Consider the following 12,780-nt stretch of genomic DNA (forward strand, 5'->3'; position numbering starts at 1 on the left):
AATACAACGCCGCTAAATTGAACGAGAATGCCGAGCATGCGAAAGCCGATCGTCAAAGTTTGTATTTCGGCCGGCGCGATGATTGCTCTTGGTCTAGGGATCTGCGCCGGCGCCGTGATGGATGGCGGTCGCACGTCGCGACAAGCCCTTGATGCGAAGGATCGTCCGTCCCTAATCATGATGCCGGACCGGGAATTCTCGGCCACGAGTTATGTGCACGCCGGATTGCCACCGGATGCGCCGCGTGATTCACATTCGGATAAATGGGTAGCGGCACTCCAGAGCCAGATAAAGTCCCACTACGGCATTGCGTCGGTCAATATCGACCGCTATTCGCCGCCGCTTTATGTTGTTTCCCGCGATCAGCCAACGGTTCGGGTGCGGGCGGAGCGCGCAACCACTCCGAACTGGCAATTTGACCCGCTGCAAAGACAATGGGACAGCGTCCCGCTGCCCGTCGGATTTCGGCCTTCGAGTGGAACTGACGCGGAAGCTGTCGTCTATCAGCCGTCGACAGCGCGCTACTGGGAATTCTGGGGAATGGAACCGAGTGGGCGAAAAACGACCAACTCGGCGGGTGAGAGCGTGGACGAATGGCGGGCCTCGTGGGGCGGCAGGATCGATAACCTGGCGACCAGTCCGGGGTATTTCCCGACAACCGGTGATGGCTACAAGTTTGGTGCGACGGCAACGGGCCTCGCCTTGCTTGCGGGCTTGATCACCGTCGCGGAGCAGCGGCGCGGTGAGATCAATCATGCTCTTCATATCGCCCTGCCGCAAACGCGACGGTCGGTTTGGGTTGATCCCGCACAACGCACTGATGGCGAGGACGACGATCCCGACGCAATTCCGGAGGGCACAACGTTCCGAATCCCGAGCAGTGTCGATCTCGATGATCTCGATATGGATCCCTACGCGGCCATGTTGGCACGCGCCGCGCAGCGATACGGAATAGTCGTCCGCGATACAGCGGGTGCGGTCGTGTTTTACGCCGAAAACCCGCTCTCAAAGGGACCTGATCATCCCTACTATGGAATTGGCGGCATTTTGCAGTGCCCCAAAGGCTATGCCGTAGCCGCCTGCTATCCGGACGGCAATAACCGGCTTCGTGGCTTCCCGTGGCATCTGCTGGAAGCAATCCAGTCGAGACGACAGCAATGATGACTCGCTTGGCCGGCGGACGGAACAGGCAGGAGACGCATTAATGCTCGACGCTTCATCCAAAAATCGCACGTACGTCTTCGATCGCGTTGCTGACGCGCCAGGTCGGTCGGATGTCTGGCACGACGGGCTCGGACTCAAGATCGCAGTGTCAAAAATTCGTCAGGGTCGTCGATCGCTTCTGCGATTCATGCTCGCTGGCGCCATCATCGGAGGGTTGGCAGGCGTCGTTTATGGCGACATCAAGGCGCCGGTTTTCAGCGCGACTTCCGAACTACTCATTTCGAATACGACACTGCAAATGTCCGGACCTGATGCGGTCGTGACCCAGATCTTGGTCGAGAATTCGCTGATCCAGAGTGCAATTGAAATGCTGAGGTCCAGCAGAGTCCTTGGACGGGTGATCGACAAGGTTGGATTGGATGAGATTGAGAACATCTTGCCAAGATCCAGCCTGGAACAAGCCGTCGGCAGGATCAAATGGCCGCGAGCTCGCGACCTTCTGCAAACGTCGAATACCTCATCCGATGATGACCTATCAAACGACAAGCGGAGGCAGAGAGTGCTCGCGCGACTGAGGTCCGGCATGACGGTCACTCGTGTCGGAGCGAGCCTTATCATTTCTGTTCGGGCACGCGCGCGTAGCCGCGAAGAGGCATCGAGGCTGACGAACGAACTGGCGGCATCGTTTGTTCAGGAGCAGAACGATACCAGTGCGGTTGTCAGCACGAGCGCGGCGCTGCGGGAGCGCATCAAAGTGCTTGGTCCGACCGCGCGGATCATCAGCGAGGCTGTCCCCCCGACCTCCAGCGATGGGCTTCCGGCCGCGGTCGTTGTGCTCCTGGCGCCGATCATTGGCGCTGTGCTGGCGTGTGGGTTTGGGCTTGGCATTGCACTGTTCGATCGGCGCTTGCGCAGCACCGAGCAACTGGTTTCGTTGAGCTCGGTGGAATGCTTCGGCACTCTTCCGCGCATGAAAGATCCTCGATCCGGCCATTCCTACTCTACGTCGATCCTGCGACGAACGGTACTTCAACGCACCCGCTCGGCGGTACTCGAGACATCGAGCCAGCTTCCGCGTTTCGTAGGCGTCACGTCCTGCTTTTCCGGTGAAGGCAAGACCGTCGTGGCGAGCAACTGGGCTAGGTTCCTGGCAAATGACGGCTGTCGTGTACTGCTGGTCGATGCGGCGCAGTGGAACGGATTTGCTACCCCAAGGTCAGCGCCGCAGGTAGCCGGTTTGCACGAATTGCTGCGCGGGGAGGTTGCACCGGCAGACGCCATTCAGCCTGAGATCAGCCCGAATCTCGATCTTCTCCCGAGTGGGGACATGCTGGGCAACCTGGATATGCTCTGGGGAAACCTCGCCTACGCGATCGGTGCAGAGCGCGAGTGCGCCTATGACTGGATCATCCTGGATCTACCCGCGCTTGCCACGGCAGCCGACGTGCGGTCGGCCGGCCAGATCATCGACCATCTATTGGTCGTGGTGGAGTGGGGCCGCGCCTCCGAGGCCGAATTGAGCGATGCTCTTGGTTCACTAGGGCCGGTGCGGGAAAAGGTTTTTGGGACGATTCTCAACAAGGTTCCGCGAGAAGTGCTGCGGCTCGAGAATTTAAGCGGCAGGCAGGCGCAACAAAAGGCGTCGGCCAGATTCGGCCTTTAAGTATCGACAGGAGTGTGAATCATGCCGCGAAAGGCGCTTTTAATCGCTGTCGCGATCAACGTCGCCGTGATCCTTGCTATTCCGTCCGCATTTGCGCAAGCCTATAAGCTCGGCGCGTCGGATCGGGTAAAGATCAAGGTGCAGGAATGGCCTGATCTGACCGGCGAATATACCGTCGCCGCGGACGGTGCAATTGCCTTACCGTTGATCGGAGACGTTGATGCGGCGGGTCGGCGCCCGAACGATCTGGCGCGGGAGATCTCTGACCGGCTGCAACGTCGCTCCGAAGACTCCGAAAGACCGGTTACTGCGGTCGAGATCATTCAGTATAGACCGTTTTCCATCGTGGGTGATGTGCAGCGCCCAGGCCAATATCCCTATCGGCCTGGCCTGACGGTCCTTGGGGCGATCAGCATCGCCGGCGGATACTATCGGCCAGAATTTGGTCTCCTTCGCTTGGATCGCGATATGGCAATGGCCCAGGGAGAGCTCCGGACCCTGTCGATGAAGCAATATCGCCTGCTCGCACGCGAAGCCCGCCTAACGGCGGCGCTCGCTGGGCGCACGGATATCGTGGTCCCGCCGCAACTGGATCGGAAGGACAATCCGGAGATCTCCTCAATTCTCCAGGACGAGCGTTCGGCGCTCGAATTGGAGAACAATGCAGTCCGTTCGGAACAGGCGGAGTTCGAAAAACTCAAGGCTCTGTATGAGAGCGAGACCGAGTCGCTTCGAGGGCAAGTCAGCGCGTTGGCTCAGGAGAGGGACAGTACGCAGGAGCAGCTAAAGCAATTTCGTGCTCTTTCCGCCCGAGGTCTCGCCCTCGCGCCAACGGTCTTTTCGATGGAGCGGTCTCTCGCGCAGATCGTCAATGAGCAATTGACGATACAGACGAGCATCGTAAGGGCCCAAGAGAGTGTCGCGTTGGCGACGCGTCAACTTCACGAGCGGATGCAGGAGAGAATGAAGGCCGACACGCGGGACCTCGAACAAACGAGGGATAACATTGCGGAAGTGCGGGCGCGGATCAAGACGCAGGGCGATCTGCTTACCGAAGCGCAGATCGGTGCTCCGGCCGAAGCGAGGGAGCGCTTGGCGCAGAAGGATCGGCGCTCTGGCTTCACGCTGGTCCGGAGAACCGGTGATGCGACGGAAGAAATCGTGGCCGATGAAGCAGATCCCGTGCAGCCTGATGATATCATCAAGATTCCAACGATCCATTCTGCACCATATGAAGTGAGCCTTGGGTCATCGCCAAGCGAGAAGGCGCAGCGCTAGCTCGGCCGGGCAGGTCGCGCAGTGCCGGTCGAATGGACGGCTTCGGCGTTCATACGTGCAGCTGCGGGCGCCGCGCTCCTCAGCTCTGATGATGCTTTCGAGAAGCCTCTTGAGTGTAGTCGACGCCGGGCCGCCCGTATCCATATGCGCTCCCAATAGAACGTCGAGAAATGGGCCGCCAGCAACGTGATAACCAAGCCAACAGGCCGCTTCAGCAAGTAGCGCTGGTAGACATTGCCGTCGTTCCACCATCCATGTGCGGTGAGCGGATGAAAGATGTAGAGCGCATAAGAGATCGCAGCAACATAGGACAGGCTCTTGCTGCTGAGTATCCCGATGAGCGCGTTGGACGGTTGCGCAAGCGTCGCCCAGAGCAGTACGCCCGTAGCATAAGGCCGCAAGTATTGCAGCCAGCCAGCATCGGGGTGCGAACTCGTTGCCCATGAGACCGCCGCGACCACCCAAACGAGCGCGGCCTTCGAGTAGGGGAGCCGGTGCGTTGGCAGGGTGCCGACGCAGGCGCCGATGAGGATTTCATCGAGGCGCAGGTGGGTGGTCACCTCGATCGGCGCGGTGTACCAGATGCGAAGGGCCGTAATCGCGGCGCAGCAAGGCCAGACTGCGATCAGGCCCCTGCGCCCGCCAAGCGCCGCCAACACCGTTACAAGCACGTAGAAATGAACCTCAACGCATAGCGACCAAAGGTGCTCGGTGACCGGGATCATTCGATCAAGCCGGTAGTTGATGATGAACCCCAGATGACTGAGCAGGGCTTGCCAGCCCAAACCAAAGACGCAGAACACGAATGCGATGTAGAGATATGCCAGCGGTAGGATCCGGGCGATGCGCCTCACGATGAAGTCGAGGATGTTCGTGGAGCGCAAGCTTCGAATGATCAGATAGCCGGAAAGAGCAAAGAACAGGCTCATGCCCATCGGTCCGGCGGTCGAATTCAGCGCGAGATGCTTTGGCCCGAGCGGAAGCAGATGAGCTGCCAGGACTAAGCCGATGCTGAGCGCGCGAAGCCCGTCAAGAGCCGGGGTTGCGTGCGCCGCGGTCGGAAGCCGCTGATTTGTCGAAGCCTGGGAGGCATCGGCGGCCGGATGCGGAGGGCGGCGGAGGAGATCCAGTCGGTCCTTGCGCTCGCGGCCGTGATCGCATTCGACGGACGGCCGGTCGTCCCGGGGCTTGGGCGCTCCGCTCGGTCCCGCAAAGATCATCCTCGATCCGTTTCGGGTGGTTGCGGCAGGATCCGTGGAAATGCGCTGATCCCCATGGAACGCGACAGGTCATCGATCAGGCTGCGAACATGATCCGACAGCTCGTGTCGAAGGAATGCGATCGCGGCGACCCAGATCGCGATCGAGATTGCGCTCGACCCCACAAATCCGAAGAGAACCTCGGCAGTGCTCTGGCCGAGGGTGTGACGAAAGACGAATGGAGCCGGAAGCGCCACGAGCGTGCTGGCAAAGCTGCGTCCCCAGGCCTTCAACAACCGCATCGGATCATACTCGATGACAGATCGCAGCAGAGCCAAATAGCAAATTGCAAAGAAGGCGCCGCTGATCGGCAGGCTCCAGATCGCCCCCTCGATTCCGAACGTCAGGCCGAAGCCGACCGCAGCGATGGAGAAAATGCAGACTGCGCCTTCGCAGGCAAAAAGTGCGCGCTGACGTCGCTTGACGATCAGGATATCGTAGTAGGGACCTGCCATCAGCGTCACGGCGTGGGCGATGGCGATCGGAATCATCATTCGGCCCGTGGAGCGCCATGCGTCTCCGTAGATTGTCCCGACAATGGGTTCGGCCCAAATCGCTAGCACGGCGTAGACCGGCCAAGCCAGTCCCGTCATTGCCTCAACAAATGATCCGTAGATCGGTGCCATATCGGCGCCGCGGCTCTCGCGCTCCGCAAGGCTCGGCAGCATGGGTCTTGTCATGCCCAGCACAAGACCATTTCTGACGAAGGAGACGAGATTCTGAGCTCGGGAAAACAGCGCGGTATCGGCGAGCCCGACGGCTCGGCCGATCATTAGTTCCGGTCCAGATATTGTAGCGCTTCCAACGAGGAGGGTCGCGGAAGTCCAGCCTCCAAAGGTGAGCAGATGCCGCGTACCTGCAAGCGTCGGAGCCAGGCGCAAGCCGTCGGGCATGCAAGCAACGGTCATTGCTGCCGTGACTGCTGCGGACGTGAAATAGCCCCACGCCAGCGCATCGGCTCCATATCCGAGTTTTGCCAAAGTGATGGAAACGGCACTTTGACAGCTTGCGGCGACCAGGCCGACAGCAAGTAGAACGCCGAAGCGCATGGCGCGCATGAGTTGCATCGTCGCAGGAAAGGCGATGGCTGGACCGAGCTGGGCAAAGGCCAGAATCCGCAAGGAGCGGCCGACAGCTTCGTCGTCATAAAAATCGGTGAGAACAAAGCTCAGCCCCATCAATACCACTGTGAGACCAACGGCGATCGACAGGCTGAGACCGAAGGCCGCCCTCAACAGAGGCTTATCGAGCTGTGGTGCGCTGACGACATAGGATCCAAGCGCAGTATCCTTCAAATCAGCGACAGTGCCGGCGGCCGCTATGGCTATCGAATAGGATCCGGCCTGCCGTGGCGTGAGCAGGTGGGCGATTACAATGCCTGTTGCGAAAAACAGGAGAAGGGTTGCATTCTGCTGCAGGGCAGAATTCAGCATGGCCCGTCGCAGGCGCATCAACGAGCCTCGCTTTTCGTGCTGGACGCTGTGTTCGCCGGTAACCTTAGCCACCGCGAAATGTCCGCCGACGGGCTGCGCGCCTTCGTCGCCATGATTTGGACGACGGCGCTTCGACGTTTTCCATCCGGAGGCAGGACGCGAGCCGTGGACTGCCGGCGCGCGGCAAACAACGACGTCGCGAGGACCTCTGGCCGGAACCGGCCATTGGGGGCGATCCGCTCCCCCTCGACATCGAGCCGCCCAATGTACGGGCTCGGCAGAAAGCCGTGATCGAGAACATGTAGTTCCGGATCGCCGGTGAACAGCAGCTTGTAGCCGGAGGTGAGCGCCTGATCGGCGATCTCGGATGTGTAGGCTCCGTGGGGAAATGAAACGGCGTCGACCGGGCTGCCGCCGCATGGCGTGACGATTTCATTCAGCACTGCAAGGGGTTGATGAAGCTCGGCTGAAGGATTTGACGACAGGGGAAACGCCGTGTGCGTTTGTCCATGGGCGCCGATGGAAATCCCGTTCAGCACGAGAGTGACGATTTCTTCAGATGTTAGCATCTGGCGCGGGCACCTAATGCTTCGCAGATCGACCCCCGCTGCGGAGAGAGCCGTCTCGACCATCGCGACTTCAAGCTCGGGACCGCGACGCACGATGTCCCAAACGAGACTGGTGTCGTTCGGATCATCGTTTGCACCAAGCAGAATCTGATACAAGGAGGCGACCTGCTGCTGACCGATCCGTCCAACCATGACGGCGGAGAGCAAGTCCTCGGTCCAGAGCCGCTCCTCGCGTCCAATCCGGTCTGAAGTGACGAAGATCGTGGCCGGCGTGCCGTGCTTTTGTAGCAACGGCAACGCGTAGTCGAAATTGTCGGCGAAACCATCATCGAATGTAAGCAGCAGGCTCCTCGCTGGAAGAGAGCGCTCCCGCCTCAGGGATCGTCTGACGTCGTCCAGCCCTACGATGGTGTAGTGGCGCTTGAAGAAGGCGAGACACTGATCGAAGGTCCGGTCGTCGAGCGTCCAAGGGGCAAGCGTTGTTTCCCAACGCGGATCGCTGCGCCGGAGGACACGATGGAACGTGACGACCGTCAAGGTCTGCCGGTTACGAAGCCTGTGATAAAGCGGCAACGCCCCGATCCGGTAAAGGGTAGTTCGGACCATCTCGCGCAGAAGGTGACTCACCACGGATCGTCTCGCGTGTGCGGGGGCGGCGTTGTTGAATGTCGTCTGCGTTACTTTCACCAATCACCGCAGGTCTGCCTGACATCAGCGATAGTCCGCGGTGTGGCCGTAGCGTCAATGATCTGTCTGGACTAGTACGCAATTGTGCCGTCGGTTGGCCTGTCCAATGGGCACACGCCGCGTTAGTTGTTTGCGACGAGGGAGAAATCGGGGCGGCTCGACACTCAATCCCCGCAATCGGAACTGACCGGATTCGCCCTGGCGGGGCCCGCAGGCGTGAGGACGTCAGATGCAGACGCGTCAAATGATCGAACGGATTGTCCCCGGGCGGCTACGTCAAAGTGTCCGCGGACTGACCGGGGCGGTGTTCCACCAGAGCTCGCACCGCCGTCTTGCGGCTGAGCCGCAGCCCCCCAACCGTGATTACGAGATCGGTAGATGGGACTATCTCAACAATATCGAGGAGATGGCCCGCTACGCAGTAATTGCCGGCTACTGCCGGTATGACGGACGTGTGGCGAATGTGCTCGATCTTGGATGCGGTTCGGGCATTCTGCGGAATTGGTTCGGCCCGCTAACGAACATCGAGTATGTCGGCGTGGACATTTCCGACCGTGCGATCGAGGTCGCAAGACGGGCCTGGGCAGACCCGCGCACGACATTCGTTGCGAGCGACATCGCCACGTACACCCCGGAGCGCAAGTTCGATACGATCATCCTCAATGAGGTCCTCTATTACTTCCAGCGGCCGGGAGAAATCCTGATCCGCTTTGGCAACTTCCTCGAGCCGAACGGATCCTTCCTCGTATCGCTTTGGGAATCCGACGACTCGCGGCGAGCGTGGAAGCGATCGGAAGGTCTGGTGGACGTGAAAGACAGTGTCCGGATCGCACACAGCTCCGGGGTGTCCTGGACTATCCGGGTTTGCCGACCGCGGAATTGGCCGCATGAAGCGATCCATGGAGAGGGCCCAGCCTATGCGTCCGGTCATTCCAAGAACTGATCCATTTGTTCAGCGTGTGCCAATGGCGGAAAATGGCCGGCCGATCGTCCTGTATGTGATCAATCAATATCCCGCCGTGACGCACACTTTCATCAAGAGAGAGGTCCAGGCACTCGAGCGTTTGGGCGTTAAGGTCGTCCGCGTCGCAGCAAGAGCCGGCAAGACCTTGGTTGACCCCGGCGATATCGAGGAGGAATCCAGGACGACCTACCTGCTTCAGCGGCCGTTCGGCCTGCTGGGTGCAGTCGCTCAATCTCTTCTGCTGCATCCGCGACGCTTTGCGAGGGCATTGGCAGCGACCATGGGCTTGATGCGCCGGAGTGATCGTGGACCTTTGCTGCATCTGCTTTACTTCATCGAAGCGTGCGGAGTGGCCTCTCTCGTACGGCGAACCGGCGCTACACATATTCATGCTCACTTCGGAACCAATCCTGCCGAACTCGCGCTGCTCGCTGCCCGTCTTTCCGGCGTGACGTACAGCTTTACGGTCCACGGCTACGATGAATACGACAAGCCTGAATTCATCGGGTTGCGAGTTAAGATCCGTGAAGCCGCGTTCGTCGCCGCCGTCAGCCAATACGGGAGGTCTCAACTCTACCGTTGGTGCGACCTTGCCGATCAGAATAAGATCAAGCTCGTTCGTTGCGGTTTAGATCGAAAGTTTTATGAGGCGGCCGACGAGGGAGCTGCCGATGCCGCGCGGCTCTTGTGTGTGGGCCGGCTATGCAGGGAGAAGGGTCAAAGCATTCTGATCCGGGCTGCAGCACTGGTGGCCGCTGCGGGCCACCGGTTTGAGCTGACAATCATTGGAGACGGAGAAGCGCGCCCTGAGCTCGAGGACCTCATTGTGGAGCTTGGGCTGTCTCGGTCGGTCCATCTGCTCGGCTGGTTGAGCAGCGCCGACGTTCGTCATGAAATGCTAAAAGCTCGAGCGGTTGTCGTGGCAAGCCTCGCGGAAAATCTGCCGGTAGTCATCATGGAAGCAATGGCGCTCAGGCGTCCGGTGCTGGCAACGCAAATCGCAGGCATTCCGGAGCTGGTGATCGCTCGCAAAACGGGCTGGATCGTTCCTTCGGGTTGCATTGAGGAGCTCGCCTCGGCGATGACGGAATGTCTCGTTGCCCAGCCTGAGACTTTGCGAGCCATGGGACATAGGTCCCGTGAGCGCGTCATGGCCTTGCACGATGTGGATCGAGAGGCGTCGGTGTTGGCACGTTTGTTCACACAGCAGCTATCGACGCACAACGATTCCTTGATTCCGGAGCGATCGCTCAGGATAGCCACTCGATAGTACGACGCTGCTTGGGAAGTGACGCAATTGCGATGCCGGTTCGGCGAAACGACGTGAAGCGCACGTGGTTCCCATCGTGAACCAGAAGAACCACTGAAATTGCAAGTAATCAAGAAGATTGTCTGAATAGAAAACGATGAGATAGCCGACACACAACAAGAGCATTGTGAAGGAGCCAGCGAAATCCCTGCCGATGGTCGAGACGAGCCTGTACATGATCGCAACCATCAGAAGAAGGAAGCTTGATAGTCCGACGATTCCCATTTCGAAGTAGATTTGCAGGAAAGCATTGTGGGGACCGATCCCCTCCTGTCCGTCTCCGCGCGCGAAGAAAAGAGGAAAGTAGGATTGATAGGATCCCAACCCGTAGCCGAATAGACCTGGGGGGTTGGAGGCGAGCCATTCAAGCGTGTCTTTCCACAACACTTCTCGCCACGCCATCGAGTTTAGATGCTCGTAAGCGCCATCGACGGCGCCGACCTCGAGATCGGCCACGCGGTCAGAGATCCCCGGCAAGAAAAGCGAGGCCGGCACCACGAGCACGGCGAGGAGCCAGCGGCGGTCCACAACTATCGCATAGCCCGCGGTGAGGAGCAGTGCCGCGAGCCACGCGCTGCGGGTCTTGGTCAGCAGCAGCAAGAACAGCAGATAGAGCGCGTAGACGAACGTAGCCCGTCGCATTGGAGCCGAGATGCCGAATCCCGCAGAGCAATGCATGAAGAGAATGAGGGCGAGAACGCCGATGATGTAGAACGCGTAAATATTTGGATGCGTGAACGTGCTCTGAAGTCGCTGTGCCCCGGTCAGGATTGCGGGATTCGCCGCGAGTTCGACGAGCGCGTACATCGACGGTATCACGGACGAGCTGAGCGCAATGGCGAGACACTGTGCCGCAATTCGCCGGTTCTTGACGAGCACATACGGAAGGGTGAAGGCGGCCCCGTAGGTCGCGAGGGCGAGAACGTTTCGTATGCCTGCGCTTAGATCCGTCGTTTGAAGCAGGGATATCGCGCTCGTAAGAAGCAGGCCGCCCCATCCGAGCAAGGTTGCAGAGAATGCAACGTTGGGAAGTTGGACGACGGCGATGAGCGCCATGGCAATCAATAGTGCGTTGATCGCTGCACCAGGCCCGGAATGCTCGCCAAGGCTGGCTTTTATAATATCAAACGCGCGATCGCAGGACGGTCGCAAAAGCATGACGGCCAGCATCATCTGGCGCAGGCCGATGACGCGCGTCAGGAGAAGTAGGGAACCGAATGCCGCCAGAATGATGGCTGTCACGGAGCTCCTGGGCCGACGCCACGCGATGGGATGGCGCTTCGTATCCGTCCGCGCGATGTGATGTCGATGCCGCCGCATTCAGTAGGGCGGTCTTGCCGGTCCCGCAAGCGTCCAAACGGATCGACGTAGGCGCATCAGACCTAACACCGACGGAATCTCGCCATCCCGCGAACATCGACTGTATCGTCGTCATCGATGCGAGGTCTGTCTCTAGCGGGCGCTACGGGCGTGGGCGCCGAGCTGGAGCATCCGAGGGGACGCCGATCGGCATCCTCGATGTTTGGATAACCGACGCGACGATCTGGATGCGACAGCAGCCAGGAGGAATGGTCGTCGTTTCCCATGCGAGGATCGGAATGCAATGGCCTAATGTCCTTGGCGCGTCTGGCGTGCTTGCCAGGCATCTCGCCCGTAACCACAGAGATCGGCGCGGTGTAATCCGTGGAGGAATTGCAGGTGAAGCCGATCGGTCGGATCCCTTCAAACCTCAGCGTAGTACGACGGGAGACGGGCGCCGTGATGGGCGTTCCCAAGATCTAAGGCTGAAGAGAGCAGGGACGTTCCGCAGCCGGATTGCGAGGGAGCGGGAGCAAATCGGCCCAAACTGCAGATTCAAAAGAGCGTCTGACCTGATGATCGCTGCGTCGGCGCTTGTGATCCTGCTCTTGCCGATAATCATGATCGCGATAGCAGTGAAGATCGAGACTCGGGGGCCGATTTTATTTCGGCAATGGCGCGGGGGGCGTGGCGGCCAACGCTTTCAAATATTGAAGTTTCGGACGATGACGTGCATGGAGGACGGTGCACATGTTTGTCAGGCGCGCCCGGGCGATTCCCGCGTGACTCGGATTGGGCGAGTGCTGCGCAAGACGAGCCTGGACGAGCTTCCCCAACTCTTCAACGTTCTCTGGGGCGACATGTCAGTCGTTGGTCCAAGGCCGCACGCTCTTGTCCACGACGCGATGTATTCCAGGCTGATCACGAGGTACGCCTACCGTCACTCGGTGAGGCCGGGAATGACCGGATGGGCACAAGTGAATGGATGCAGAGGTGAGACGCGGGATTTGACGGCTATGGAGAAGCGAGTCGCCCGCGATCTCGCGTATATACGCCATTGGTCGTTTCGGCTTGATCTCGTCATCCTGGCGATGACGGTCAGAGAAGTCCTTCGGCCGAGGAATGCGTGCTGAATTGCAAGCGAAAGCCCGCCAC

At 59.7% G+C, this 12,780-nt stretch carries 10 protein-coding genes; 6 read left to right on the forward strand and 4 right to left on the reverse strand.

Features of this window, described 5'->3' with window-relative positions:
• Nucleotides 1-36 precede the first annotated feature (36 nt).
• The 3 genes from ACVW17_RS18250 to ACVW17_RS18260 are packed head-to-tail and all read left to right on the forward strand — an operon-like array spanning nucleotide 37 to nucleotide 4,105.
• A complete protein-coding gene (locus ACVW17_RS18250; protein ID WP_456753173.1) occupies nucleotides 37-1,161 on the forward strand; it encodes a hypothetical protein in 1,125 nt (374 codons plus the stop codon).
• A 43-nt stretch (nucleotides 1,162-1,204) separates the two neighbouring features.
• Nucleotides 1,205-2,827, forward strand: coding sequence for a hypothetical protein (locus ACVW17_RS18255; protein WP_456753174.1), 1,623 nt, complete (start codon nucleotides 1,205-1,207; stop codon nucleotides 2,825-2,827).
• 21 nt (nucleotides 2,828-2,848) lie between these two features.
• Nucleotides 2,849-4,105, forward strand: a complete 1,257-nt coding sequence (locus ACVW17_RS18260) for a polysaccharide biosynthesis/export family protein (RefSeq protein ID WP_456797753.1) — start codon at nucleotides 2,849-2,851, stop codon at nucleotides 4,103-4,105.
• On the opposite strand, the gene ACVW17_RS18265 is transcribed toward ACVW17_RS18260, so the two are convergent.
• The 3 genes from ACVW17_RS18265 to ACVW17_RS18275 are packed head-to-tail and all read right to left on the reverse strand — an operon-like array spanning nucleotide 4,102 to nucleotide 7,993.
• A complete protein-coding gene (locus ACVW17_RS18265; RefSeq protein WP_456797754.1) occupies nucleotides 4,102-5,325 on the reverse strand; it encodes an acyltransferase family protein in 1,224 nt (407 codons plus the stop codon). The genes ACVW17_RS18260 and ACVW17_RS18265 overlap by 4 nt on opposite strands.
• Entirely contained in the window at nucleotides 5,322-6,797 is a 1,476-nt protein-coding gene (locus ACVW17_RS18270) for an oligosaccharide flippase family protein (protein WP_456797755.1), read from the reverse strand. The genes ACVW17_RS18265 and ACVW17_RS18270 overlap by 4 nt, the downstream gene beginning before the upstream one ends.
• 17 nt (nucleotides 6,798-6,814) lie before the next feature.
• Complete coding sequence (locus tag ACVW17_RS18275) at nucleotides 6,815-7,993, reverse strand: polysaccharide deacetylase family protein (RefSeq protein ID WP_456797756.1); 1,179 nt, start codon at nucleotides 7,991-7,993, stop codon at nucleotides 6,815-6,817.
• 289 nt (nucleotides 7,994-8,282) lie between these two features.
• On the opposite strand from ACVW17_RS18275, the gene ACVW17_RS18280 reads away from it, so the two are divergent.
• Both ACVW17_RS18280 and ACVW17_RS18285 read left to right on the forward strand, forming a co-directional pair.
• Nucleotides 8,283-8,996, forward strand: coding sequence for a class I SAM-dependent methyltransferase (locus tag ACVW17_RS18280; RefSeq protein ID WP_456797757.1), 714 nt, complete (start codon nucleotides 8,283-8,285; stop codon nucleotides 8,994-8,996).
• Entirely contained in the window at nucleotides 8,971-10,287 is a 1,317-nt protein-coding gene (locus tag ACVW17_RS18285) for a glycosyltransferase family 4 protein (RefSeq protein WP_456797758.1), read from the forward strand. Before ACVW17_RS18280 ends, ACVW17_RS18285 begins: the two co-directional genes overlap by 26 nt.
• On the opposite strand, the gene ACVW17_RS18290 is transcribed toward ACVW17_RS18285, so the two are convergent.
• Nucleotides 10,228-11,568: an O-antigen ligase family protein gene (locus ACVW17_RS18290; protein WP_456797759.1), complete on the reverse strand. Its 1,341-nt coding sequence runs from the start codon at nucleotides 11,566-11,568 to the stop codon at nucleotides 10,228-10,230. The genes ACVW17_RS18285 and ACVW17_RS18290 overlap by 60 nt on opposite strands.
• Before the next feature lie 356 nt (nucleotides 11,569-11,924).
• Between ACVW17_RS18290 and ACVW17_RS18295 the strand changes: the two genes are divergently transcribed.
• The gene (locus tag ACVW17_RS18295) at nucleotides 11,925-12,758 is read left to right on the forward strand and encodes a sugar transferase (protein ID WP_456798985.1); all 834 of its coding nucleotides are present in this window, start codon (nucleotides 11,925-11,927) and stop codon (nucleotides 12,756-12,758) included.
• Nucleotides 12,759-12,780 lie beyond the last annotated feature (22 nt).

Source organism: Bradyrhizobium sp. USDA 4473 (assembly GCF_054063335.1).

Bases quoted from the DNA above. Each gene is read 5' to 3' on its own strand.
- ACVW17_RS18250 (WP_456753173.1), top strand. From the start codon at position 37: ATGCGAAAGCCGATCGTCAAAGTTTGTATTTCGGCCGGCGCGATGATT.
- ACVW17_RS18285 (WP_456797758.1), top strand. From the start codon at position 8,971: ATGCGTCCGGTCATTCCAAGAACTGATCCATTTGTTCAGCGTGTGCCA.
- ACVW17_RS18280 (WP_456797757.1), top strand. From the start codon at position 8,283: ATGCAGACGCGTCAAATGATCGAACGGATTGTCCCCGGGCGGCTACGT.
- ACVW17_RS18265 (WP_456797754.1), bottom strand. From the start codon at position 5,325: ATGATCTTTGCGGGACCGAGCGGAGCGCCCAAGCCCCGGGACGACCGG.
- ACVW17_RS18270 (WP_456797755.1), bottom strand. From the start codon at position 6,797: ATGCTGAATTCTGCCCTGCAGCAGAATGCAACCCTTCTCCTGTTTTTC.
- ACVW17_RS18260 (WP_456797753.1), top strand. From the start codon at position 2,849: ATGCCGCGAAAGGCGCTTTTAATCGCTGTCGCGATCAACGTCGCCGTG.
- ACVW17_RS18255 (WP_456753174.1), top strand. From the start codon at position 1,205: ATGCTCGACGCTTCATCCAAAAATCGCACGTACGTCTTCGATCGCGTT.
- ACVW17_RS18295 (WP_456798985.1), top strand. From the start codon at position 11,925: ATGCAATGGCCTAATGTCCTTGGCGCGTCTGGCGTGCTTGCCAGGCAT.